The sequence below is a fragment of the Gloeobacter kilaueensis JS1 genome (genome assembly GCF_000484535.1).
Lineage (GTDB): Bacteria > Cyanobacteriota > Cyanobacteriia > Gloeobacterales > Gloeobacteraceae > Gloeobacter > Gloeobacter kilaueensis.
The window spans coordinates 150,293-174,504 of the sequence record NC_022600.1 but is presented as its reverse complement, the minus strand read 5'-3'; the positions used below and the strand labels follow the sequence as shown (position 1 = coordinate 174,504).

Below are 24,212 nucleotides of genomic sequence, written 5' to 3'. Positions count from 1 at the left end.
TCGCACACCGAACCGGCGGTCGGCCCCCTGGAGCGCTAGAGCCAGTCGGCAAAAGAATGGGCGACGATCGCCGCCTGGGTGCGGTCACGCACGCCGAGCTGGCTGAGGATCTTGGTGATGTGAAACTTGACAGTTCCTTCGGAGATGTAGAGTTCTCTGGCGATCTCGGCGTTGCTCGCTCCCCGCGCAACCAGTTGCAGCACCTCGCGCTCGCGGGGGGTGAGGGCAGCGAGGGCAGCGGGGGGTTTGGCGGCGGCATTCGCCGGTAACTGGGCGATCATCTTCTGAAGAATGCCCGGCCCGAGGGGGTTGTAGCCCTTGTGGACCATCCGGATGGACTCGGCCAACTCCGCCATCGGCGTGTCCTTGAGCAGGTAGCCTAAAGCCCCGGCCCGCAGGGCCTGGGCGACGTATTCGCTGTCGTCGAAGGTGGTGAGCACCAGGACTTTGACGCTCGGATACTGCTGGGCAATCGCGCGGGTGGCAGCCACGCCATCGACCACCGGCATCCGCACATCCATCAGCGCCACATCCGGCAGGCGGTCCGCCTGGGCAAGCTGGGCCAGCACATTCAACGCCTGCTGGCCATTTTCGGCGTCACCCACCACCTCAAAGTCGCTCATCATCTCCAGAAGCGATCGCAACCCCTGGCGCACGATGTTCTGATCGTCCACGACCAGGACGCGAATCATCAGAGCACCTCCGGCAGGGGAAAGTCAGCGTAGATGCGGCAGCCTTTTGCAGGCGCGCTGTCGATCACCAGGCCGGCAGCGAGGGCGGCGGCGCGCTCGCGCATTCCTTCCAGCCCAAAGCCGGTAGCGTTTTGGGCCGGATCAAAGCCCTGGCCGTCGTCTTCTAAGCGCAGGTGGAGCATACCCGGCAACTGGCGCACTTCCAGTTCGACCTTTGTCGCGGCGGCATGGCGGGAGATGTTCGTCAACCCCTCCTGCGCGATCCGGTAGACGGCGACGGCGATCTCCGGCGGCAGCGGTCCGGCCAGATCGATCGTGCGCTCCACCTCCAGGCGGGTGCTCTGAACGAAAGTCTGCGTCAGTTGCTCCAGCGCTTCCGGTAGCGCCATCCCCAGGAGCGGATCGCTGCGCAGGGCTGAGACCGACTGGCGCACCGACTGCAGTGCCTGGGTGCCGAGGTGCTTGGCATCGATCAGATAGCCTTCCGCTTTTTGGGGAGCGGAGGGGATCAAGGCGAGGGCCATCTCCATCTGCATGTTGAGGGCAGTGAGCGAGTGGCCCAGCGAGTCGTGGATGTCGCGGGCGATCCGGTTGCGCTCCTGCAGGGTGGCCTGATCCTCGATGCGCTGGGCATACAGGCGCAGCCGCTGGTTGGCGAGGGCCAGCTTCTGGCGGTTGGCGTACTCGTTGAGCATCGCGTTGATAAGCAGCAGCACGAAGGCGAGGCCCGCGCCAAAAAGCAGGGCCGAGTTGAGGGTGAGCCGGAGAATAAAAAGCTGATAATCTTCGTCCGGCGGCAAAAACAGGTTGCGCGGCGGCGGACGGTCTGCTCCCGGCGGCAGCGCTTCGCGGTGAAAGTGACGATGCACCCGCCACGGGCGCTCACCCGGCAAAGCCTGCACCCGCCAGAAAGAAAAGAAGACGAACGTGACGAACACCAGCCCGGCGACGGTGAGCCGACCGCTCAAAGGAAAGATAAGACAGCTGCGGATCACCAGAAGCAACAGCAGGAATGGGGCCATGTTGAAGGGCGAACCCACCGAGACCATCGCGGCGATGATCAGCGCAAAGGAGACGGCCATGTAAAAAAGCTTCGCTGTCAGACTGCGGGTGGGCAGGCGCAGCCCCAGCAGGGCAAAGACCAGCACCACCGCCACCCGCACGAAGGGAAAGGGACGCCCAAAGTGCAACTCCGGCCCCGGCCAGATCTCGGTGAGCAGGGCGACTGCCAGCAAGATCCACTCCAGATACAGCAAAAAAGTGAAGGGCTCGCGCTTTTCAAACAGCGCACCCGGTACCCGGAAGGCAGGCATGGCGCTCATGGGTAAGAATTTGTTGTTCAGTGTAGAAGATCGATCGTCCAGCCGGACACCGGCGGTCGTCGAGCATCGGTGCCCGCAGGCTGGCGGAACGTCTGGGGCAAAAACTGGCCACCAGTCGAGGCAGCATTCCGGACTCGCGCCCGGCGGCGGGGCGCAGTCCTTTTTTTAGGATGAACCTGTAGACATCGGAGTGGCCATGAAAAGTTCCACGCTCCTTGCCCTTGCGGCCCTGCCTCTGCTCGTCGCCCAGCCTGCACTGAGCCAGCCGGATTTCTTTTTGCCGCCTCCCGACGGTGGACCGCTCGAAGAACTGAATCTCACCAGCGACCAGCAAAGCCAGATTCAGCAGATTATCAAAAGCAGCCACGATCGCAGCAAACCGCTGTTGCAGCAACTCCGACAGATGGGCCAGGATACCCGCAAGCAGATCGATGGGGTGCTCACCGCCGAGCAGCGCGAGCAACTCAAGCAGCGGCGCGCCGAGCGCTTCGACCAGGCACAGTAGAGGCCAGTTCACCAAAATAGGGGAGATGCACTTCTAAGTCGCAAGAAGTCCTGGGCCTCCGCCTGGAGGGGGAGGAAACGTGCTACCGGTGTTGGTAATGTAAGTCTGCTCCTGTGAACTGCAGTGGTCCCACCAGGGCAGGTCCGATCGCAACCAGAACGGTATCTCTCGATGCAACCCAAATCCAGTGGTCTGGAAAAGAGTGGAGCCAATTGCCGGTCGGGCCGATGATTCGCTCCCGGCGTCTGTGGTTCTCTATCGGGGTGGCCCTTGCCCTGCTCGTCGTCGTCGCCCTGGTGGCGACCAGCGCGTTCGCTCCGACGGTGATCGCCCAGCTTGAAAGTCAGCTCTCGCGCACGCTCAACACGCGGGTGACCCTGGGCAAGTTGCGGATCATCCTGCCCTGGCAGGTGACGGTTGGCCCGGTTGTGATCAATTCGCCGAGCGGCCCGCCGCTGGTGGACGCCCCGGAGGTGGCGCTGAGCTTTAACCTGCTCAGCCTGCTCACCGGCGGCGGTCCCCAGGCCCATCTGAACCTGCAGCGCCCGACTTTTTATCTGCGGCGCGACCGGGAGGGCCGCCTCAACCTGCCGGTCATCGAAAATACGGCGGGTGGCAGCACCGGCGGGATCAACCGGCTGGTGAGCGGGCTCGATGTGAGCAACGCCATCTTTACCTACGACGATCGGGTGCTGGCGGGCAGAGCGCTGCGGATCGAGGGCGTCGCTGCCCAGGCCAGCCTCGATGCCGCCCGTGCCCACTACACGCTCCGGGCACCGGTAGGAGCGGGCGAAGCGCAGGCTGCGGGTGAGACGACCCTCGACAGTCTTGCAACCCAGATCGATGCGCGCCTGCGCAACCTGAGCGCGCCGCTTCTGGCGACGGTCCTCAACCTGGGCAGCCTCTCGGTGCAGCGGGGCACCGTCGAAGGGGCACTCCGGCTGCAGTTGGATCAGGCGAAGCGCCTCAGCATCACTGGCCCCCTCCGGGTGGTGGGCGGTCAGCTCGCCCTGGCGGGGGTGCGCGCCCCGGCGACCAACCTCGACATTACGAGCGAACTCACTTTTCCTCGACTTGCTGTCCAGCGCATCGACGGCAGGCTGGCCGGGGCGAGCGTGCGCGGCACGGGGCTGTTGACGCTGCCGGGCCAGCTTGACTTAAATTTGAACGTTGCCGGTACCTTAGAAAAGCTCTCGACTGCACTCATCAACCCGCCGGTGAAGTTGCAGGGCGGCGTAGTCGCGGTACTGCAGGCGGCGATCCCTTTGGCCAAGCCGGACAACCTGGTGGCGACCGGCACGGTGCAGCAGACGACGGCCCTCACCGTGGACAAACTGCGCGTCGATCGCCTCGATGCCCGCCTGCGCTACGAGCGTCGTCAGCTCACGGTGCCCTTTACAGCGCTGTTGGCCGGTGGGGCGGTGAGTGGCCGGGCTACCCTCGCAGAAGCGGGCCGGCAAGTTGCCGTCCAGGCGACCGGCAGCGGCCTCGATATCGAAGCGCTGGCGGCGCGCTACGGCACCAATCTGCCGACGGGCGCGCGGGCGGGCACGCTCGACTTTGTGGCACAGGTCACCGGCCCCCCGACGGCGCTCAAGACGACCGTAGACTTTGTCCAACAAGGCGGTGCCTTTGCAGGCAGGCCCCTCGCAACTACCGGTACAGCGACCCTCACCGCTCAAACACTCGTCCTCGATCGGGCCAACGTGCAGATAGCGCGCACCGGCCAGATTGAACTGACGGGCCAGACCGGGCTGGGGGGCAGGCGACCGCTGCTGCTTTTTGCCACTCTGCGGGACGTGCCCCTCAACCTGGCCAGTCCGAGCCTCGGTGGCACGGTGCGCGGCCAGGCGACGGTACGGGGCGAGCTGGCCGGGATACCCGAGAGCCTGCAGGTCGAGGGCACCGCCCAGGTGGATCGGCCTGTCCTGGCCGGTCGTACCCTGCCGGCGATCGACGCTGCCTTTCGCTACCGCGACGAGATCCTCACCCTCGATCGCTTCGCCTCGGACGGGCTTCTGGTGCGCGGCACCCTCGTGCCGGATCTCAAAGCGCCCCCGGAGCGATTGCTGGCGCGGGCCGACCTCGACATCGTTCTTGACCGGCTGGATCTGGCGCGGCTGCCCCTCGGGCTGGATGTTGCCGGACGGCTCTCGGGCCAGGGCCGGTTTCGGGGCAACCTGCAATCGCCCGATCTGCAGCTGGCGCTACGGCTGCGGGATGCCCAGGTGGGCCGCTACCAGATTGCCGCCCTCGACGGGCCCCTCAGCTGGCAGGGCCGGGACATCCGCACCAGCCTGGCCGGTGGCTCGCAGCGATTGACGGCCCAGGCCCGCCTGCAAGATCGGGGGGTAGAACTGGTGGCGCTCAACGTCCGCGTCGCCCAGGCGACGGTCGTGGCCGACAACGGCTTCTACGACTACCGGCGCGGGCTCACCCGCCTCAAGGCCCGGATCGCTGATCTGGTGCTCGACGATCTGGGGATTGGGCCGCTTGGACCGGTGCGCAGCCTTGGGGGCCGAGCGGATGCTCAGGTGGTCCTCTCCCAGGACGCTCGCGGGCAACTGCAGGGCAGCATCGATGCTCATCTGGCCAATGGCAAGATCAACAGCCTCGATCTAGGAGACGTGCGGACCCGATTGCAACTGAGCAACAACCAGATCGCGATCGCTCCGACTGCGCTTACGATCGACGATGCGCGCTACAGCCTGGCGGGCCGGGCGGGTCTGGGGGCGAACGCACCGATCGACATCGATCTGCAGGCCGAATCGGGCCGCCTCGAACATCTGGTGCGGCTTCTCGATCTCTATTCGCTGAGCGGCCTCATCGCCACCAGGGACCGCAGCGCCAGGGGCCGGGCCGCCGATCTGGGCGTCATCGACATTGGCAAAGACCCACCCACACCGCTCAGGGCGATCCTCGCCGTCTACGATGTGGCGGCGACGAGCACGATCGAGCGGCTCAGCACCGAGTCGCGCTCACCCATCCCCGACAATTTCCGGCAGCTGCGAGGCAGCTTCGACTTTGTGGGCCACATCGGCGGTAGCCGGGCCGCACCGAACGCTCGCTTCGATCTGACGGGCCGGGACTGGAACTGGCGGCCCTGGCAGCTCGAACAGGTCCGGGCGGCGGGCACCTATCAAGATCAGGTGCTCCAATTGAGCGAGGCGACGGCGCGCTACCGGGAGCGCAGCGCCAGCCTCGAAGGCCGCCTGGCCCTGGCTGGACCGCTGCAGGCGCGCCTGAGCGTGCGCAAGTTTCCGCTGGAGCTGGCGGAGGCGGCCCTACCGGCTGGAACGCGCCTGAGCGGCGATCTCGATACCGACGCCGAGGTAGGCGGCAGCTTGCAGGATCCCGTCGCCACAGCCCGGCTGAGCGTCCAGAAGCTCGCAGTCAATGGCCGCTCCATCGATCCGATCAAGACCCAACTGGCGGTGCGCGATGGTCGGGCCGTCCTTGATACGACGGCTGTCGGTGTGGGCGGTGAGGGTGCGCAGATCTCGGGCAGCGCGCCGATCCCGCCCCTCAATCCGGCCAACAATGATCTCGATTTGAGCGTGAATTTCGACGGCAAGAACCTGCCGCTGCTCAATATCGTGAGCGATCAGCTGGTGTTCCAGCCCGCCCAGGGCCAGGTCGCGATCAAAGTTGCGGGCACGCTCGATGAACCCGTCATCGATGGAGTGGTCGATCTGCGCGCCACCAGCATCGAAATTCGCCAGCTCAAGAGCAAGCTGGTGGTCGATCGGCTCGCCGCCCGCTTTGACCGCGAGCGCCTGCTCCTCGATCAGCTCACAGGCAATCTGGCCGGAGCCCCGATCGCCGGGAGCGGTAGTATTCCCCTCAGGCCAGGCAACGATCAAAGCGCGCTTGTCCTCACCGCCACCGGCACGATCGATCTACCCAGGCTCTACCGGGGCGGCATCGACGCAAAGATCACCGTTGGCCGGGCGATCGTGCGCCCCCTCATCGGTGGTGCGGTCGTCATCAACCCCGGACAGCTACTCTTTACGCTGCAGGATATCGTTGCCCTGGCAGGGGGAGGTGATTCTGGACTGGTAGCTGGACCTGCCTCCCAGAACAATCTGCCGGTCGCCTTTCGCGATCTGCAGGTGCAGATCGGTCCCCAATTTCGGATCGCCCTCAGCAACCTCGATGCCCGCCTCGACGGCAAATTGAGCATCAACGGTCCGCTGCGGCGGTTGCGCGCCACCGGTGCGATCGAGGTCGCCCAGGGCAGCCTTGCCATCGGCCCGGCCCGCTTCCGCCTCGATTCGACCCGGTCCAACACCCTCACTTTCAACAACAGCCTCGACCCGGTGCTCGACCTGCGCGCCGAAGCGAGCGTCTCCGATTTTCAGCAGACGGGGCTTGCCTCCCTCGACTCGCAGCAGTTGCGCTTTCCGACTCTGGCCAATAGTCAGACCGCCCTGGGCACGGTCGATCGCGTCGATGTGCGCGCTGAAATTACCGGTCCTGCCTCCGAACCGCAGATTGACCTTACGAGCAGTCCACCGCGCTCCAAGGAGGAACTGCTTGCTCTGATCGGTGGCTTCAACGGCGGCAGCGGTTCCCTCGTCTCCAGTGCGGCGCAGCTTTTAGGCGGCTCGCTTCTTAACCCGATCTCTCAAGATCTGGCCTCCGCCTTTGGCCTCGACGCCCTCAACTTCGATCTGGGCGGCACGGCGGTGGCTGGTCCCCAGAGTTCGAGCGTGGGTCTGTCGGTCGAAGCGGTCAAAGACCTCGGTCCTGCGATCTCGATTTCGGCGCGGCGCAGCGTCAGCGACAACCTGCAGCCGACCATCTACGGCGTGCGCTATCGCCTGAGCGATCAGGTAGTCATCCGGGCCACGACCACGACCGGGGCGACCAACGGTCTGCAGGACAGCCAGAGCCTCTCGGTGGAGTACGAATCGCGCTTTTAGAGACCTGTGCCCAGGCTAGAATTTCAACAACTCTTACCACCCGTAGCCATGCATCTGCTGCGCCGACCTGCAACGACCCCCGCTCCTGCTGCCAGGTTCAAACTCAGTGCCGTCGCGATTGGCTCTGGGGCCTTTCTGGTCGCCCTGCTCAACTACTGGGTGCTGCGGGTCTGGAGTGCGATCGCCCTTTGGAACCTGACGGATTTTTCCCTGCCCTGGTGGTCCGCCTTCTCGACCGCCAATCTTGTCGCCGCCCTGACGATGACAGGTGCCTCCGCCTTCTTGAGCGCCCAACTAGCCAGAGAAGCACCGTTCAGACACGCGTTGCTGGTGGGTTTGTTCTCAGAGCTGATGTTCCTGGGCCTGGTGGGTGCCTACCACGGCTCGCTGCCCTCCTGGTACCTGATTGCGAGGGTGACGCTCACCGTGCCGGTTGCCTTAGTCGGTGCCCTGCTCAGTCACGCTCAAAAGCTGGCGACACAGCCCAAAGTCTGAATGCTGCTCGGAACGGGTCGAGGGTTGCTCGTGAATTTCTTCAGAGGCACCTGTGCTGCGAATCAGCAATGGAGATGATGCACCTGACCATCCAGAATTAAATTGAACGTCAGTTCGAGATCAAGGAGAGCAGGGCACAAGCTGGCACTTTCGCCAACTCCTTCGGCTCTAGTTTGTGCAGGCCGCCACCATAAACGCGTCCTTCGCTCAAAAGCTGCTCAGGCGTAATCTGGTTCAACACCTGCCACAGACGCCGGATTAAGGCTGGCTCGCGCTTTAGCGCTTGGGCGAGCGGCGGCCTTGGATACATGGCGAGATAGACGTTCGCTACGGTCGCTTGCGACAGATTGAGGATGAAACGGAAAGATCGTCCGCTCTTGGCGTCGCCCCGACCCATATAGGTGCAAACTATCGGGGCTGGGGGCCGATTTTCCTGACTGTACCAGGGGGAGCGATGGCTGCACAAGTAGCCCTCGTGCAGGCCCTGGGCCTTGCCCTCTTCGAGATAAGCCAGGAGGCGTGGATAGCGGCACTCGATCTCAGCTTCGCTCAAGCGCACGTCCAGCAGAAAAAGACGGTGCTCAAGGACAGGCAGACCCATCGCATCAGCCTCGACGATATCTGTGGTGAGATAGCGGGGGCTCGGCAGAATAGGGCGGAAGCATTCCAGCGGTAGCGCGCGTGCCCTGATTTCTTCGTTCGAGAGAATAAAGTAATTATTGTTACCGGTTGCGAGACCGCGCCTGATTTTGAACAAGTCCGCGATGGTCGGCAGCGAGTCGTTATTGCGAATATCCGTCGCCGGAAACCGTGTCCATTTTGCTTCACGGGCCAGAGCACTTGCCGGCACCACACGTATCAGCTTTGGCGCACTCAAACTGCCACCAAAGCTAAAAGTGACAGCATGGTCGGGCGAGGGCAGCGTTTTGCGGAACCAGACCAGTGCCGAGGAAACCAACGCGTCGGCAAATTGCACATCGCTCGGGTCAAAGCGATGAATATGCAGCAGCGTCATCTGCTCCAGCAGGTATCGCTTGACCGCTTGACCGTAATTTACATCCATGAATTCGCTGGGGATGAGCCAGCCGGCGAGACCACCTTCCGCCATCCAGGCGTGCGACAGCCCCAGGAAATGACAATAGAGGCCCGCCAAGCCGCTCATTTTAGTGCCGCAGGCCCGGATGGTGCTGAGCTGCAGCCGTGCTTTGTCATCATTGTTCAGGTGATGATGTCGGACGTAAGGCGGGTTGCAGATGACTAGATTAAAGCGGGGTGATGCCGGCTGCCGGGTGAAATCCGCCAGCGTTAGGTCAAGACCGGTTTCTTGCCACAACTGCCGTGCTGGTTGGCCGTAGTGGGTATCCACCTCAAAGCCGACTGCTTCGTGCACCTGGTTTTCTGGAAACACAGTGCGCAACGCCGCATAGAATGCCCCTGTACCGATGGCCGGGTCGAGAAAGCGCACAGGCGCACCAGCAGGCATGAGCGCTGCAGCGCAGCGCATAATCTCCTGCGCAAGCGCGGACGGAGTAGCAAATTGGCCCAACTTGTTCCGTGCGGCCTGAGTTTTCAGGCCATCTAGACTGGCTTGCAGGAGTAACCGCTGTTCTTCGAGAGCGGCAAAGCTATGTCCCATGTTTAGAGTCCGAACAAAGCCAAATCGTCGATCCGATGCTCCCATACCCAGTCAATGCCTTCGGCTGCCTCATAGCCGAGATAACCGCTATCGAAGTAGCCGCACAGGAAAAGATTGAACTGCACCCCGAGCCCGTGGGTGGTGCGGAGCTGGGCCATCTTGACAGCCTCTTCCTTGCGGCGCTTGTTGGTGTTAGTAAAGTCGCCAGCCGATTTGGCCTCGAAGAAAATCGGCAGCGAACCCGGCGCGGCTGTCCGTGGCATAATTACCGCATCGATAGGAATGTTTATACTTTGCACACGACCAGACTGTGTGACAGGAACGTTCATGCGAAAACTGAACGTCCCCGGCTGCATAGTGTTGAAGCGAATGCCATTGGGGGCAGGTGTATAGCCCCTGGCCTCCAACCAAGCCTTGATAGCGGCGAGTTGCCGCGCCTCCTGGGCGTTACGAATGATTGGATTAGTGACAGCGCCGCACAGCCGATCGGCGACGATGATCGCAGCGCGATGGATTTCTTGCGTCGTTGCCGGCGCAGGTCGGCCAATCCACACAAAAATATCAGGGTCTGCCAGACGCTCAATAACATCAGCAACTCTCGCCAGCTCAGTGTCTGCTTGAGCAACGTTCATTTGAGGTGGCAGCCGTTTCCCCTGCTCCATAGTCTTGACCAAGCCAGGGGAGACCCTGGCCAGACCGATAAGTCTGTCCACAGCCAGCGGCGGGCAGGTGGACATGCGCAAGGTCGGCAAAATGGCGGGGCTATTGCGGATGGTGGACGGCTTGATATCCGTCAGGTTCTCAGTGGTAGCCAAAGCGGCTTCAACATCCTGGGTGGTCTGAATTCGAGTTCTACGGAAAGCTTCAGGGGCGAAACGCATAAACCAGGCGTTGTACATATCCACGGAGGCGGAGATGTCCGTTTTCCAGTGCTGAGGCTTATCGAGGTTAACGGGCATGTCCTACGAGATCTGTGTTTTTGGTTGGAATCGCAGCCAGTAGGCCGAAGTTTATACGATTCATAAAGTTGCCCTGCCACCTTGGCTCTCAACAGCGTAAGTTTCAATGCACAGCGTGGCAAGGCCATACTGCTGGTTTCAGTAATGACCATCCATAACACCTGCTGGTGCTGTACTGGTTTTCTCACTTTGAGCACTCTGGGAAAATGCCCCCAATCCACAGCAGAGCTTTTTGAAGACCCCTGGCTCCAGTTGAAACCACTTATAGTTTCGAGAAAAGGACGTTCAACCCCTCGGCCATCGTCGGATGGGTGAGCACGCCGTCGCGCAGAACCGTGTAGGGCAGCCGGGCGGTCATCGCCATCTGCACCGTTGAAATCACTTCGCCCGCTGCCTGGCAGAGAAGCGTACAGCCGAGAATATGACCGGTCTGAGCATCTACAATCGCTTTCAAAAGTCCCTCGGTCCGGCCCAGGGTTCTGGCGCGGGGAACAGCCGCTGCGTCTACCTTGGCTATCCGGATATCGAGTCCCTGGTGCCGGGCTTCGGTTTCGGTAAGACCTACGTGCGCCAGTTCCGGGTCGATAAATAGAGCAGAAGGCACCAGGCGGTCGTTTCGGCTGCGGTTGCCTCCCTCCAGCAGGTTTGCCCTCACGATCCGATAATCGTCGAGGGCAATGTGGGTATACTGCGGGCCGCCGTTGATGTCGCCCAATGCCCAGATTCCAGCGACGTTCGTCTCCAGCCGGTCATTGACCGGGATAAATCCGCGCCCGTCCACCGTCACCCCGGTAGCAGCAAGATTCAAGATGTCCGTGGTCGGGGCGCGACCGACGGCGACGAGCAGGTGGCTTCCTTCGAGGTTCAACTTCCCATCGGCGACATGCAACTGGAGCACGGTCGTGCTACCGGAGCGATCGACTCTCAAGGCTTTTGCTTCCAGCACAAACCCAATCCCTTCTTGCTCCAGTAGCTTTTGCACGGCGTTGGCGATGTCTGGATCCTGCTGGGTGAGGATCTGGGCGCTTTGACCGACGACAGTGACCCGTGAGCCGTAGCGGCGGAACATCTGGGCAAATTCCAGGCCGATATAGCCGCTCCCCAGAACAATCAGGTGCTCCGGTACCGCTCCTTCCAGTTCCATGATCGATTCGCTCGTTAAAAACCCGGCTTCTTTGAGGCCGGGCAACGGAGGAATCAGGGGGCGGGTGCCAGTATTGATAAAAATCTCGTCCGCCGAGAGTAGTCGCCTCGTCCCCTCATCGGTCTGGACTTCGACCGTTTTGGGTCCAACGAAGCGTCCCAGGCCGATAATCAACTCGTGGCCCAGAGCATTTTCGAGATTGTGCAGATTCACTTCGCGCAGAGCCTGGACGACCGCTCGCTTGCGTCGAATAACTGCGTCTAAATCGACCACAGGCACACCGGCGTTGACACCGTAGACGGCACTGTTTTGAGCTGTGTGGGCTACTTCGGCGCTCGCCACCATCGTCTTTGTCGGAATGCAGGCGATGTTGATGCAGCCTCCGCCGATCATCTGCAGACTCCGTTCGACCAGTGCCGTCTTTCGCCCAGCTTTTACCAGCACCGGTGCAAGGGTTTTACCCGCCTTGCCGCCGCCGATAATAATGGCGTCGTAATGCTCGATGTTCATGTTCTGCTCTCCATCAGTGAGAAACTATCCGGCGACCTTGCTGGGATAAGTACAGTTTTCTTTCTACTGGTGGACTTTGCAGGCGGTACACAATCCAAACGCAAGTGCTTTCAGCGGATCGGGGTACCTTCTGCAAGGTACACACTACCATTCCGCTCTGGAGTGGGTGGTTAAGGGCAGACATACTCGGGCGATGGGTGGGGCTACACCAACTCTGACCGGCGGCAGAAGGCGATGAGATTTCTCCGTTTCTACGATGGAGAGGTTTCTGGGCTACATGAACCATGCTGAGTGGGCAGTTGAAGACGACTATGGCCCCGGCACTCCTCGCCGGCCTCACGTCACTGCTGGTGGGCTGCGGCGATACGGGGGTGCTCCAGTCGCGCTTTTCCTCGCTGGTGGACAAGACAGCAGCGAAGCAGCAGCCTGCTCCAACCGTGAACGGCGATACTCCCCAATCGCCTGCCCTGGGCCGCATGGAAAGCCAGGTGCTGCAGGATATCAACGCGATTCGGGTGCGCAACAAACTGCAGCCTCTCAGGGAGAATCCGAAGCTTGCCCAGGTGGCGCGCCGCTACAGCCGCCTGATGGCGGAGCAAAAATTCTTCAGCCACTACGACTCGAACGGTAAGAGCGTGGCGGACCGGGTGCGCTCCGCCGGGGTCTTTTATCTGGTCGTGGGCGAGAATCTGGCCCTTATCGGTGGTTCGCCCCGCCCGGCTCCCCTCGCGGTCGCCGGTTGGATGAAAAGTCCCGGCCACCGCGAGAACATCCTCAGGCCCGTCTTCGAGGAGACGGGCGTCGGTATCTGGCAGCGGGGCCGGACGGTCTACTTTACACAGGTGTTTCTCAAGGGGTTCTAGCATCGTGGCCAGCATCGAAGTGTCCATTTCCCGCAGCGAATTAAGTGAGCGGCAGCCAAAGCAGATCAAGGTGGGCGATACCGACGTATTGCTGGTCCAGGTAAACGGCACCGTCCACGCCCTCGGTGCCTACTGCACCCACTACGGCGCTCCCCTGGCGGAGGGGGTAGTGTCAGAAGGACACATCGTCTGTCCCTGGCACAACGCCTGCTTTGCCCTGGCGACGGGCCGCCAATTGGAACCGCCGGGCCTCGACTCGCTGGAGCATTACCAGACGCGCAGTGAGGGGGATGCGGTGATCGTAAGCGTGCCGGAGGGGGCGACGGGCCAGTGTACTCCGCCGATGGCCAAGCAGGATCGGGAAGCGGATGCCCGCACCTTCGTCGTCCTCGGTACCGGAGCAGCGGGAGCGGCGGCGGTGGAGATGCTGCGGCAGGAAGGTTTCAAAGGCCGGATTGTCTTTGTGGGCAAAGAGCAGGCGGTGCCCTACGATCGCACCTGGCTCAGCAAAGATTATCTGATGGGCAAAGTCGAAGCCGAACAGATGCCATTGCGCTCGCCGGATTTTTACCGCGAGCACGACATCGAGTTGCACTTCGGTAAGGCAGTGAGCCAGGTAGACGCCCAGACAAAAACGCTGCACTTCGAGGACGGCACCTCCCTTATCTACGACGCGCTACTGGTGGCCACCGGCGGCAAACCGCGCCAGCTTTCGGCACCAGGAGCAGATCTGGGTGGAGTCTTCACCCTGCGCAGCTTCAAAGACAGCCAGCAGATCCTGGCGATGGTGAAAGCGGACATGCAGGTGGTCGTCGTCGGCTCCAGCTTCATCGGTATGGAGACGGCCTCAGCGCTGCGCCAGCGGGGAGCAAACATCACCGTCGTCTCACCGGAGCAGGTGCCCTTCGAGCCGATTTTGGGCGAGCGGATTGGCCGCGTCTTTCAGCAGGTCCACGCCGAGCAGGGCGTCGCCTTTCGCCTCGGAGCGAAGGTGGCCCGCCTTGAAGGAGAGAGCGCTGTTGAAGCGGTCGTGCTCGAGCACGGCGAACGCTTGCCGGCAGAAATGGTAATCGTCGGCGTCGGTGTCGCACCGGCCACGGACCTTCTCTCCGGCGTAACGCTCCACGAGAAGGACAAGAGTGTGCTCGTGGACGATTATCTGTTAGCCGCCGACGGACTCTACGCCGCCGGGGACATCGCCCGCTACCCGGACGGCAAGGGCGGAACACTGCGCATCGAGCACTGGCGGATCGCTGCTCAGCAGGGCCACACCGCCGCCCGCAACATGCTGGGCCGGGCGGAGCGCTTCAAAGCCGCGCCGGTTTTCTGGACCCTGCAGTTCGAGTTCCCGTTGCGCTACGTCGGCCACGCCAGTGAATGGGATGACATTCTTTTTGATGGCGAGCCTGAGAAGCGCCAGTTTATGGCTTTTTTCGTCCGCGAGAACCGGGTGGTGGCCGTAGCAGCGAGCCAGCGGGACACCGAGATGGCAGCGATCGAAGAGCTGGCCCGCCTTGACCGCCTGCCGCCGGTGGAGCGAATTCGTCGGGGCGAGCTGAATGTGCTCGATTACTTCAGAAGCGCTACCCAACCACGCGGGACGAGCGGGTGAGATTCACCCTTTCCCGTGGACGGCAATGGAACCGGGCCACTTGCCTGCATTTAACCCAATAAAGATACATCTTCGTACAGGGCAGCGAGTGGGGCTAATAAATCAAGGCTCAGCAGCTCGAAGCTTTCCTGCTCGCCCGTGTAAGACTGCAGCACCCACAGTCTCGCGTCGGTTCGCCGGAAGCACTGCACCAGTGGCCTCTTGGAGCTGACCAGGACGTACTCGCGCAGGCTTTCGAGGCTCTGGTAGTCCTCGAACTTGTCTCCCCGGTCGAACGCCTCGGTGGAGTCGGAGAGGATTTCGACGATCAATTTCGGAAAGCGCTTGAAGTGCAGTGTGTCCCTGTCTCTGTCCCGCTCGTCCCAGGTGACCAGCACATCCGGATAGTAGAACCGATTGCGCGCCTCGATGCGCACTTTCATACCGGAGAAGAAAACGCGGCAACCCGAACCGCGTAGATGATTGCGCAAAAGGGTAATAAGGTTGCCGGCGATGAGGTTGTGCGCTTCACTCACCCCGACCATCGCGTAGAGCCGACCGTCGATGTACTCGTGCTTGATCGGGCTTTGCGCCTCAATCTGCAGGTACTCCTTGGCAGAAAAGTAAGGAGGCCGGGGTGGGAGAGCACAGGTAAAAACCGTTCGTTCCCTCCAAAGTAGCGCAGGCAACGTTCAATTCCAGTTGCGAAGCTGGTCTGGATGAAGAGGCGGCAGGCAGATTTGAACTGCCGGATGAGGGTTTTGCAGACCCTTGCCTTACCACTTGGCTATGCCGCCCTGGACGCTCAGTCCGGCTTCATATCATAGCCTACGGGGCGGCGACTCCGCAGTTTATAGACGAAGAGCAGTTCTTTATCGGATCTTCACGGACGGGACGGTCAGGTGTCTTTAATCTACAAGCAGGGGTTATTTGAAGAGTGTTGACCATGCCTTCGTCACTGTGGATCCGGCTTGTTGCCGGTCTGTCTGGATTTTTTATCGCTCCGCCGGATTGGGCACGGTTGTCTGCTCTTCGCGCACGGTGCTGTCGGGCCACGGTGCCCGCGCTCTTGCTTCTGACAGTCGTGTTTCTCTCTATTCCGGGCGCGTATGGTCAACAGGCGTTTGTGCTGCGCACCGAAAAGCGCTATACGCTCGAAGACCTGCGCGCCCTCGCCCTCGACGAAGCGGATCAAAGCGTCGATACCGGTAGCTGGCCGCTGCTGGATCCGTATCTCAAAGAAAACAAACTGGCCATCGCCCAGGGCGAGAACAAAGTCGGCACCCGCATTCTCACGGTGCTCGCCGACGGCAGCTACTACGTCCGGGATGAAAATAGTTCCGAAGGTTACCAGTACAACCAGCAAGGACGGCTCGTCAGCAAAGTCATCCTCTCAGGCTCCCCCGAAGACCGAGGCGACTATCCGATTCGCGGTTCCTACTACGCTTATCCGAGCGGTCGGCTGACGATGGTCGAGGTGCGCATCAACTTTGAGAACGCTTACACCTTTACAGCGGACGGTGCGCTGCTGACGCGCTGCAAACTCGAAACCTGTTACAAGGCGGACGGTTCGCCCTGGACCACCCGCAAGATTCTGCGGGAGCGCAAGAGCGCCAGCCGGTAATTGGCGGCACTCCTGCAGCGCGTCTCAATCGGTGGGATTGTCGTCTTCGATCTGTTTGCGGAATCGGGCCGCCAGCGACTGAATGCGCGGGTGGGGCATCTGGAACGGGGGCGCATCGCTTTCGAGAGCACGCAGGTACTCCCAGCCCCGCTGCACGGCGACGGAGCGGTTCAGTTGCTTGCTCATCCATTCGGCCACCTTGCGGCTGTTCCACTTGCCCCCATCGGGCGGATCGGCCTGAAGCGCCCGGTACAACTCGCTCTGCAACTGTTCTGGCAGTAGCGGTTGTGCTCCGGGATTGGTGCGCCGGCCATCGGTAATCGCAGCAGGGCCGGAGCGGTTGTAGCGGCGAACGATCATCCGGATCCAGGGTGCTGAGTAGCCTGTCACCTCGGCCACCTGCCGGGTCGATCTGCCCTGGCTCAACAGCCAGAGAATCTGAAACTGGGCGCGGACAACGGCATCGGAAGCGCGCCGATAGCGCTTTTCTAGTTCCTCGATACTCAAATGCGGAGTAATGGTAATCCGCCTCGGCATTCTGCTCTCCTCTCGGTAAAAAGTAAGACGAATTCCACATGGTGGAAAGGCCATGGGCAAGATTGACGACGATCGATGCGAGGAGGGAGGCTCGCGCAGACGCAGAACGATTGGTGCCGCTATCTCCCACTCACGGTAGGGTGCTTCTGAAACAAGCCTGGAAAGCTCTGCTTGCAGAACCATCTACTCGCTTTGGGGGGTAGAACGGCGCTGGTATCTATAGACCAAGATAAAGGATTCCCTAGACTCGAACTTAAAGCTGATATGAAGGTTGGATAGACCAACTGCAGACCACCGCCAACCGGGATGTGCTGCCGCTTATCTCTGGTTATTGCCGGTAAGGCGTATCCGCCTTAGCTTCAGCCTCCGCCTCTTCTTCAAGATAGAAAGGTTGGGAAGACAGCAGGTCGTTCTCGCTGCCTGCCGGTCCATCCCCATCCTGAAAGACCAGAAAAAATTCACCCTCCTTGAGCTGAACTTTATTTAAGAAGATCAGCCAGTCGAGCACTGCTTTGGCAGCATCGAGATCGGGACCGAGCCTGTCGCTGCGTTCAAAGTTGCACTCCAGGGCGATTTCAAGCAGTGTCGCCCTGCGCCCACGCAGGCAATTGAGCACGCCCTGGGCATCATTTTGGGGCACGAGATAATACACTCCAGCACTGGTGCGGGCAAGATAGCTGCTTGCCAACAGGTAACTCAGATGATCGAAGACGTGCTTTCTGGGCAACTGCAGCACTTTGACGAGCTGATCAAGGGTACAGCTGCCCCGGCTCTCGATGAGATCGAGGCAGGCCAGCTTCGGATCGTAGCGGGCCGCAGAGGCGATGCGCTGCAGGGGCCGCAGGGCAAAGCTGGGGCTTCTGGAGGAACTGGCGGCCAGATCTCTGGCTGAAAATGACATGGGGTCTTCCGTCCGTTATATAAACAAGGGTTTCGGTGCCGGCTTCAGGCGGCTTTGCTCTGCCGCTGCAGGAGCCACCGCAGCAGGCCAAATTGCGAGAGACGGCGGCGCGGCGCATAACAGCGCACCCGGCAGACGATGTAGGCGAGTTCCTGCAGCGGCCAATCGTCCTCCGGCAGGCACACCTCAATCTGCAGTGACCAGTTTTCCGGGTTGAGATCCTGCTCGACGAGCAGCCGCCGAAACATTTGCTGCACGTCCTCGGCGCTCAGGCTGCCCATCTCGACAGCGGGAGTGACGGCGCTGCCGCCGCCACTGCGAAGAAGTTTGAGAAGTACGCTTTCCATCGTTGTCCTGCCTCGTATCAAAGAAGGTGGTGTCAGTCGCTCAAGGGCAAATTCTCGGTCAGTCCTTCCTGCAGAGCCCGGACGGCTGCCGTCGTGCGATTGTCGGCTCCCAGTTTCGTGAGGATGCTGCGCACGTGAAACTTGACTGTGCCGTGGGGCAGGCGGAGTTTGTCCGCGATGTCCTTGTTGGAGTGGCCGGTGGCGAGCAGCCTCAAGATTTTTTGCTCAGCCGCCGTCAATTTGGGCAGCGGTGGCAGAGAAGGTGCGGCTGCAGCAGCAGGAGACTCACCGGCGGGTTTTACCAGCGACGCCAGCTTCCCGGCCACTTCTGCGTCGAGGTAGACTCCCCCTCTGTGGAGCACCTCCATCGCCGAGATGAGCTGGCGGCCCTCGATCCACTTGGTGCAGTAGCCGTCGGCACCGGCAGCGAGCATGGCAACGACATGGCTTTCTTCGGCAAAGGCCGTGAGCGCCAGTACCCGGATGGCCGGCCAGAACTGTTTGATGCGCGAGGTGGCGGTGATGCCGTCGATTCCCCTCAGGTCGATATCCATCAGCACGAGGTCGGGCTTGAGTTTCGCCGCCAGCAACACGGCTTGCTCGCCGTTATCGGTCTGGCCGACGACCAGAAAACGGTTGTGCTGAGCCAGCAGGCTCGCCAGAGCCCAGCGCACCAGCGGATGATCTTCGACCAGCAGTACGCAAATTGGAGCAGGAGAGCTGTTCATCGTTACTCCTTGACTGTCCGTATCCGGGCTGTGCGGCGGGTGGCAATCGCTTCCGGCGGTGCCGTCAGAACTTCGTAGTAATACTGGTAGTCGCTGGCAGCCGAGCAGGCGACACCGATACCGACCTCGGTGTGTCGATCGAAGGGCGAGGCGAGGGCGAGCAGGTGAATGCGGTGCGAGGGTGGCATCTCACCCTTGTCGATCATCAGATCGTCGATCGCTTCGTTGCCCGTCGGCGCTCCGGCAGCCAGCGATTCGACCGTGTTGGCCTCAGAATCGCTCGGATAATAGCTGGGCAGATGGTAACCGGCACCGATGACAAAGCGATTGGGACCGACACCATCGGGATCGACGTGGGCGAAGTAGTTGCGCCGCGCCATGTTCTCTGCCCGCTTCTGGGCAATTTCCGACAGCCGGGGATTCCAGTGCAGCGCCGCAAGCCGACGCACTTTGCCGAGGCTCAGACCGATGCGCTCGCCGTAGACCTGCGGTTGCTGGCGAATTTCGTTGAGGTAGTTAAAAGCCTTGAGCGCTTCTTGGGAAGTGTCCCCGCATCCCGATACGGTCTGGGCCATAAGTTTTTGGGCGGGAGCGAGAAGCGAGACAAACAGGCAACAAAATACCAGCCGCATCCCCGTGCGGTGCTTGAGAGAAACCGACATTGCTTGAAACCTCTAAAGACGCGAAGGTGTGTTGCAAAATCAGGCAGCAGCGCTCAGGCTCTACCGGATTTTATAGATGGAACAGGTGGGTGGATGCTCGACCGTCGGGGCGAGCGCCCCGCTCAAAATTTGTCTCAGGCGACCGCGTGCAGGCGGTAAGGCTCGATCGCCTCTTCGAGGTCGGCGAGGGCAATCTCGATACCGGTTCTAAAGACGATCGCCAGAGCCGGGTGGCCGACCGGGCAGAGCCAGCCTTCTGCCTGCAAGTAGTTGAGCAGGTTCACCAGATGCTGCGCCGTGAGCAACACGGTGTCCCAGCCGGCTTTGCACGCCTCCCAGGCATCCCGGTAAGGCAGATTCAGCGAGCCGATCGTCAGGAAGTGCTCGTGGCGACAGTAGGGCAACTTGTTGTTGAAGCCCTCGATCTGCGTCCAGCCACTATTTTGATCGAGTTCTACCTGGCAGACATGGCTGCTCGCCCGGCCCGCGACCGGATCTCTTGCGTAGAAGTTGACAAGATAGTAGTTGCGCGCACCGCTCGCTTCGGCTGGAACGGGAGTGGCCGCCAGAACGGGAGCCGCTTCCATCAGTTGCGATACCCGGCGGCTCACCGCCGCGTGCCAGCCGTAGAGGCCGCGATCGTCGTGGGCAGTCTCACCTGCACCCACTCTTTTGCTGAGCAGGTTACGGTTATTTACTAGCTGAATCTGGACGAATACGAAGGGTTGTTGCTTCAGGGACCAGTCGCTCTCTGGAGAATCTATGGTTACATTCAAAATCCAGTCTTCGGCCCACTGGCCTTGAGCGACTAAAACCTGCTGGAAGACCTGTTGCACGTACTCCTTTGTGAGAACACCCTGCAGGGTTGCGACAGAAATGCTGCCACCGCCCTCACCAAGAAGCTCCAGAAGAATCGACTCCATTGCTGTTACCTTGAAATCCCCTACAACCAGATTCTATCGCGACCTAGACCTGGGTGCAGCCCAAAAATTATTCATTTCTTGTTCATTTTCAGAACAAGAAATGCTACCGAGGATAGCTTTTTGAACAGTGTTTTAGCGGAGTTTTTGTTCTAACAAGAATTCAGGCCGGTTGGGTTTCTAATTTGTCGGGCATTCGCGACTTTTACTTTCTGAACCGTCAGCCAATCTTCCGTTATTAGAGCAGACAAATATTATGGAACTGGATGCTTTCTAGCTTTCTAAAGAAATATCCCGAAGGAGATAGTAGAACACTGCAGAGAGGCTATCCTTCTGGATATCCAGTATAGGACAAAAAGCGTTGTCCAGGTAACAATTGGTGCTGGTCTGCCATGTTCACCTCCTGCCGGTTGTTTGGCCCACCGCTACGCGCTGCATACCGGCACCGGTCTCCTTGAAGCTGCGGGCATCGTCGTGCCCGAAATTTCCCATTGCCTCTCCGACTCCGACAATCTGCGCCTGGGTAGCCTGGGCAACACCAGCAACTTCGACAACGCCCGCAGGCCGCCCGCCGAATAAAAACGCATCTGGTAAGCTGTTAATCCACAGAATTGGAATTTGGGGACAGCAATTATGACCAGGGCGCGCATGTACTACGACGAGGACGCCGATCTGTCGGTGCTTGCCAACAAGACGATCGCCATCGTCGGCTACGGTTCCCAGGGCCACGCCCACGCCCTCAACCTCAAAGATTCGGGCCTCGATGTGATCGTCGGCCTCTACGAAGGGTCGCGCTCCTGGGCAAAGGCCGAAAACGAGGGTCTGGCAGTGTTTCCGGTGGCCGAGGCGGCAGCTAAGGCGGACTTCATCATGATCTTGCTGCCGGATGAGGTGCAGCGCAGCGTCTACCAGCGCGACCTGCTGCCGCAGCTCGGGGAGGGCAAGACCCTCGCCTTTGCCCACGGCTTTAACATTCATTTTTCGCAGATCGTGCCCGGCAAGGACGTGGATGTGATCATGGTCGCCCCCAAGGGGCCGGGCCACCTCGTCCGCCGCCAGTACAGCGAGGGCAAGGGGGTGCCCTGTCTTTTTGCCGTCGATCAAGATGCGAGCGGCAACGCCCGGCGCACGGCCCTCGCCTACGCGCGCGGCATCGGCGGCACGCGGGCGGGCATTCTTGAGACGAGCTTCCGCGAGGAGACCGAGACCGATCTTTTTGGCGAGCAGAGCGTGCTCTGCGGCGGACTCACTGCCCTTATCAAGGCAGGTTTCGAGACGCTGGTGGAGGCGGGCTACCAGCCGGAACTGGCCTACTTCGAGTGCCTGCACGAGGTCAAGCTCATCGTCGATCTGATCGTCGAGGGGGGGCTCGCCAAAATGCGCGACTCGATCTCCAATACGGCAGAATACGGCGATTACACCCGTGGGCCGCGCATCGTCGATGAGCGCACCAAAGCCGAGATGCGCAAGATTCTCTCCGAGATTCAAAACGGCGACTTTGCAAAGCAATTTGTGCTCGAAAGCCAGGCCAACTACGCCAGCTTCAAGGCGATGCGCCGCCGCGAAGCGGAGCATCCGATCGAAGAAGTGGGAGGTGAATTGCGCAAGATGATGTCCTGGCTGCGCAACTAATTTTCCTGGTAAAGCGGCAGTTCGACAGTAAAAGTAGAACCCCTTCCCTCCCCTTTGCTCTCGGCTCGCACCTGCCCGCCGTGGGCCTCCACGATGCGCCGCACGATAAATAGTCCCAGCCCCAGTCCTCCGGAGCGCCGTGTCCGACTGGTATCGGCCTGACGAAATCGCTCGAAGATGTGGGGCAAAAAAGCGGCGGCGATACCGATGCCGTTGTCGCGGACGACGAGGCGGACGAGCTGAGCGCTCGCTTCGAGTTGTATCTCCACCTGCCCTCCACTGGGAGTGAACTTGATCGCGTTGGTGAGCAAATTCCAGACCACCTGGGTCAGCCGCGTCGGATCCGCTTTGATCGCCGGCAGCACCTCGGCGATCGAGACAACCAGCTCTACTTTTGCCTGTTCTGCCAGAACCGCCACCGCTGCTATCGCCGTGCGTACCGTCACCGCCGGATCGAGCGGCTGGAACTTGTACTCGAACTTGTCCCGTTCGATGCGCGAGGCGTCGAGCAAACTGCTTATCAGTTCGTTCTGCAATTTGGCGTTGCGCTCGATCGTCTCCAGGGCAAGGACCTGCTGTTCGGAGCTGAGCGTGCCCCGCCTGAGCAACTGCGTCCAACCGACGATCGGATTGAGTGGGGTGCGCAACTCGTGGCTGAGTACAGCCAGAAAGTCCTCTTTTATCTGGTTGGCCGTCTCCGCCTCACCCTGGGCGATCTCGGCCTCCGCCTGGGCCATCTCAGCCACCACCTGGGCTGCCCGCGCCTGTCCCAGCAGCCGCTGGCGCTCTGCCAGCACCTGGGTGAGCTGGGTGATATCCAGCAGGGTCAATAATGCGCCGCGCTTGCAGCCAACTTCGTCGGTGAGGACAGCCGCGTTGCCCAACAGGTGCAGGCAGGTACCGTTGTCGCAGCGCACCTCCACCTTAAAATCACTCAGAGTCTCCCTGTCCACCGCCTGCCGCAGAATCGTCTGCAGGTTGACCGCTTCGCCGTTCTCCAGGTACAGCTGATAGGGCGGTGACGGCTGCTCGTTGAAGACCAGATCGGCTTCTTGCGGCAGTTGCAGCATCGAGGCGAGGGCCAGGTTGATCCGGATCGGCTGGCAGCCTGGATCTTCGCTGACCGCCAACCCCGCAGGCAGAACCTCAAAAAGAGTCTGCAGCTCGTTGAGCCGGTGGTAGAGGTTGCGGTTGAGGGCGACGATTGCATCCTCGTAGCGCCGATGAACGGAAGCGTCGCGCAGGGTGCAAAGCAACCGTACAGGCTGCTCAGCCGCCGCCGGAATCAGCGTCACCACTACCTCCCACCATCGGACGGTGCCCCTGGCACCCGAACGATAGCTACTGAAGCGACCCACCCCACCGGTACGGGCCACAGCCAGTGCCCGCCGGGCCAGATCGCCGTCTTTTGCCCGCCAGAGCGAGAGCCAGTTGGTGCCGATAATCTGACCGGGAGTAGCCAGTTCCATCATCCGGACACTGTTCTCATTGATATAGACAATCGTTCCTCTTGAGTCGAGCACCTCGATGCAGTCCGGCGAACTTTCGAGAATGCTCCGGTAGAACTGTCCGCTCCGGAGCAGAGCCGCCTGCTCGGCGTCGCGCCGATTTTCGCTCTGCAGGAGGGCCGCTGCAGCAAAGTCCGCCAGGCTCGTCATCAAGCGCACATCTTCGTTGTCGAACCGATGGCTTTCTTGATGGGAGGCAATCCAGATCGTTCCGAGTCTACGGCCCGCTCCGCCCAGGGGCACCACCAGCCCTTCGACGATGGGATGGCCCGGCACCTGCAGGCGGCTAAAATAGCGCCCAGGATAGGCGAAAAGCTGCGGTGTTCCGCGCTCTAATGTGATGCCGCAGGGGCTGAACCGGCCAGGCGTGCTGCGGCCCTCCAAGGATGCCAGTTCGCCTGCTACCGCGACCCAGCGAAAAATCAAATTGCCGTCTGTCTGTTCTTCGAGCAGACTCACACCGACGGTGCCCGGCCCGCACAGTTTGAAGCCCCACTCCACCAGAGAATGCAATATCCGCTCGGGTGCTGCTGCCAGTTGGGCAGCGAGGGCTTTGAGGGCACGGTTCTCTGCCTGCCAGTCCGGTAAGCGCGAAGGCCGCTGCGCGAGCTGGTCGGTGATAAGCACATCTTTGAGCTGAACGTTTCCGACTCCTACGCGGGAGCCCGAAGCAGATTTATCAGGTAAATTCATAAGCGATAGCGGCAGCAG

Annotated in this window: 21 protein-coding genes and 1 tRNA gene; 8 read left to right on the top strand and 14 right to left on the bottom strand. The window is 61.0% G+C overall.

Annotated features, from left to right (window positions below; all coding sequences use genetic code 11):
- Nucleotides 1-35: 35 nt before the first annotated feature.
- The gene (locus GKIL_RS00740; RefSeq protein ID WP_023171403.1) at nucleotides 36-692 is read right to left on the bottom strand and encodes a response regulator transcription factor; all 657 of its coding nucleotides are present in this window, start codon (nucleotides 690-692) and stop codon (nucleotides 36-38) included.
- On the bottom strand, nucleotides 692-2,014 hold the full coding sequence (locus GKIL_RS00735) for a sensor histidine kinase (RefSeq protein ID WP_051382566.1): 1,323 nt from the start codon (nucleotides 2,012-2,014) through the stop codon (nucleotides 692-694). The genes GKIL_RS00740 and GKIL_RS00735 overlap by 1 nt, the downstream gene beginning before the upstream one ends.
- A 196-nt stretch (nucleotides 2,015-2,210) precedes the next feature.
- On the opposite strand from GKIL_RS00735, the gene GKIL_RS00730 reads away from it, so the two are divergent.
- The 3 genes from GKIL_RS00730 (at nucleotide 2,211) to GKIL_RS00720 (ending at nucleotide 7,939) form a co-directional block, all read left to right on the top strand.
- A complete protein-coding gene (locus GKIL_RS00730) occupies nucleotides 2,211-2,519 on the top strand; it encodes a hypothetical protein (RefSeq protein WP_023171401.1) in 309 nt (102 codons plus the stop codon).
- Nucleotides 2,520-2,746: 227 nt separating this feature from the next.
- On the top strand, nucleotides 2,747-7,444 hold the full coding sequence (locus GKIL_RS00725; RefSeq protein WP_023171400.1) for a translocation/assembly module TamB domain-containing protein: 4,698 nt from the start codon (nucleotides 2,747-2,749) through the stop codon (nucleotides 7,442-7,444).
- A gap of 48 nt (nucleotides 7,445-7,492) precedes the next feature.
- Nucleotides 7,493-7,939, top strand: coding sequence for a hypothetical protein (locus GKIL_RS00720; RefSeq protein ID WP_023171399.1), 447 nt, complete (start codon nucleotides 7,493-7,495; stop codon nucleotides 7,937-7,939).
- 109 nt (nucleotides 7,940-8,048) lie between these two features.
- On the opposite strand, the gene GKIL_RS00715 is transcribed toward GKIL_RS00720, so the two are convergent.
- From GKIL_RS00715 to GKIL_RS00705, 3 genes are all read right to left on the bottom strand, one after another.
- Entirely contained in the window at nucleotides 8,049-9,575 is a 1,527-nt protein-coding gene (locus tag GKIL_RS00715; RefSeq protein ID WP_023171398.1) for an Eco57I restriction-modification methylase domain-containing protein, read from the bottom strand.
- A 2-nt stretch (nucleotides 9,576-9,577) separates the two neighbouring features.
- A complete protein-coding gene (locus GKIL_RS00710) occupies nucleotides 9,578-10,534 on the bottom strand; it encodes a XamI family restriction endonuclease (RefSeq protein WP_023171397.1) in 957 nt (318 codons plus the stop codon).
- Between the two features lie 262 nt (nucleotides 10,535-10,796).
- Nucleotides 10,797-12,188 carry a mercuric reductase gene (locus GKIL_RS00705; RefSeq protein WP_023171396.1) on the bottom strand — a complete coding sequence of 464 codons (1,392 nt, stop codon included), beginning with the start codon at nucleotides 12,186-12,188 and terminating at the stop codon, nucleotides 10,797-10,799.
- Nucleotides 12,189-12,499: 311 nt separating this feature from the next.
- Between GKIL_RS00705 and GKIL_RS00700 the strand changes: the two genes are divergently transcribed.
- Nucleotides 12,500-13,051, top strand: coding sequence for a CAP domain-containing protein (locus tag GKIL_RS00700; RefSeq protein WP_051382562.1), 552 nt, complete (start codon nucleotides 12,500-12,502; stop codon nucleotides 13,049-13,051).
- A gap of 4 nt (nucleotides 13,052-13,055) precedes the next feature.
- Nucleotides 13,056-14,663 carry an FAD-dependent oxidoreductase gene (locus GKIL_RS00695; protein WP_023171394.1) on the top strand — a complete coding sequence of 536 codons (1,608 nt, stop codon included), beginning with the start codon at nucleotides 13,056-13,058 and terminating at the stop codon, nucleotides 14,661-14,663.
- Between the two features lie 50 nt (nucleotides 14,664-14,713).
- Here the strand turns inward: GKIL_RS00695 and GKIL_RS00690 are convergent, their stop codons facing one another.
- Both GKIL_RS00690 and GKIL_RS00685 read right to left on the bottom strand, forming a co-directional pair.
- The gene (locus GKIL_RS00690) at nucleotides 14,714-15,247 is read right to left on the bottom strand and encodes a Uma2 family endonuclease (protein WP_023171393.1); all 534 of its coding nucleotides are present in this window, start codon (nucleotides 15,245-15,247) and stop codon (nucleotides 14,714-14,716) included.
- Nucleotides 15,248-15,367: 120 nt separating this feature from the next.
- Nucleotides 15,368-15,439, bottom strand: a tRNA-Cys gene (locus GKIL_RS00685).
- A gap of 287 nt (nucleotides 15,440-15,726) precedes the next feature.
- On the opposite strand from GKIL_RS00685, the gene GKIL_RS00680 reads away from it, so the two are divergent.
- Nucleotides 15,727-16,266 carry a hypothetical protein gene (locus tag GKIL_RS00680; protein ID WP_144080285.1) on the top strand — a complete coding sequence of 180 codons (540 nt, stop codon included), beginning with the start codon at nucleotides 15,727-15,729 and terminating at the stop codon, nucleotides 16,264-16,266.
- 24 nt (nucleotides 16,267-16,290) lie between these two features.
- Here the strand turns inward: GKIL_RS00680 and GKIL_RS00675 are convergent, their stop codons facing one another.
- The 6 genes from GKIL_RS00675 to GKIL_RS00650 all read right to left on the bottom strand — a co-directional run bounded on the left by GKIL_RS00675 (nucleotide 16,291) and on the right by GKIL_RS00650 (nucleotide 20,364).
- The gene (locus GKIL_RS00675) at nucleotides 16,291-16,803 is read right to left on the bottom strand and encodes a helix-turn-helix domain-containing protein (protein ID WP_023171391.1); all 513 of its coding nucleotides are present in this window, start codon (nucleotides 16,801-16,803) and stop codon (nucleotides 16,291-16,293) included.
- Between the two features lie 328 nt (nucleotides 16,804-17,131).
- Nucleotides 17,132-17,704 (bottom strand): hypothetical protein, encoded by a 573-nt coding sequence (locus GKIL_RS00670; RefSeq protein WP_023171390.1) that lies wholly within the window; start codon nucleotides 17,702-17,704, stop codon nucleotides 17,132-17,134.
- 44 nt (nucleotides 17,705-17,748) lie between these two features.
- The gene (locus GKIL_RS00665) at nucleotides 17,749-18,051 is read right to left on the bottom strand and encodes a hypothetical protein (RefSeq protein WP_023171389.1); all 303 of its coding nucleotides are present in this window, start codon (nucleotides 18,049-18,051) and stop codon (nucleotides 17,749-17,751) included.
- Nucleotides 18,052-18,083: 32 nt separating this feature from the next.
- Nucleotides 18,084-18,779: a response regulator gene (locus tag GKIL_RS00660; protein ID WP_023171388.1), complete on the bottom strand. Its 696-nt coding sequence runs from the start codon at nucleotides 18,777-18,779 to the stop codon at nucleotides 18,084-18,086.
- 2 nt (nucleotides 18,780-18,781) lie between these two features.
- Nucleotides 18,782-19,441: a CAP domain-containing protein gene (locus GKIL_RS00655; RefSeq protein ID WP_023171387.1), complete on the bottom strand. Its 660-nt coding sequence runs from the start codon at nucleotides 19,439-19,441 to the stop codon at nucleotides 18,782-18,784.
- A gap of 134 nt (nucleotides 19,442-19,575) precedes the next feature.
- Nucleotides 19,576-20,364, bottom strand: coding sequence for a hypothetical protein (locus GKIL_RS00650; RefSeq protein WP_023171386.1), 789 nt, complete (start codon nucleotides 20,362-20,364; stop codon nucleotides 19,576-19,578).
- A 411-nt stretch (nucleotides 20,365-20,775) separates the two neighbouring features.
- Between GKIL_RS00650 and GKIL_RS25105 the strand changes: the two genes are divergently transcribed.
- Nucleotides 20,776-20,940 (top strand): hypothetical protein, encoded by a 165-nt coding sequence (locus GKIL_RS25105; protein ID WP_187293864.1) that lies wholly within the window; start codon nucleotides 20,776-20,778, stop codon nucleotides 20,938-20,940.
- A gap of 54 nt (nucleotides 20,941-20,994) precedes the next feature.
- The gene (gene ilvC / locus GKIL_RS00645) at nucleotides 20,995-21,993 is read left to right on the top strand and encodes a ketol-acid reductoisomerase (protein ID WP_023171385.1); all 999 of its coding nucleotides are present in this window, start codon (nucleotides 20,995-20,997) and stop codon (nucleotides 21,991-21,993) included.
- Here ilvC and GKIL_RS22045 read toward each other — a convergent pair.
- A complete protein-coding gene (locus tag GKIL_RS22045; RefSeq protein ID WP_023171384.1) occupies nucleotides 21,990-24,194 on the bottom strand; it encodes a sensor histidine kinase in 2,205 nt (734 codons plus the stop codon). The genes ilvC and GKIL_RS22045 overlap by 4 nt on opposite strands.
- Nucleotides 24,195-24,212 lie beyond the last annotated feature (18 nt).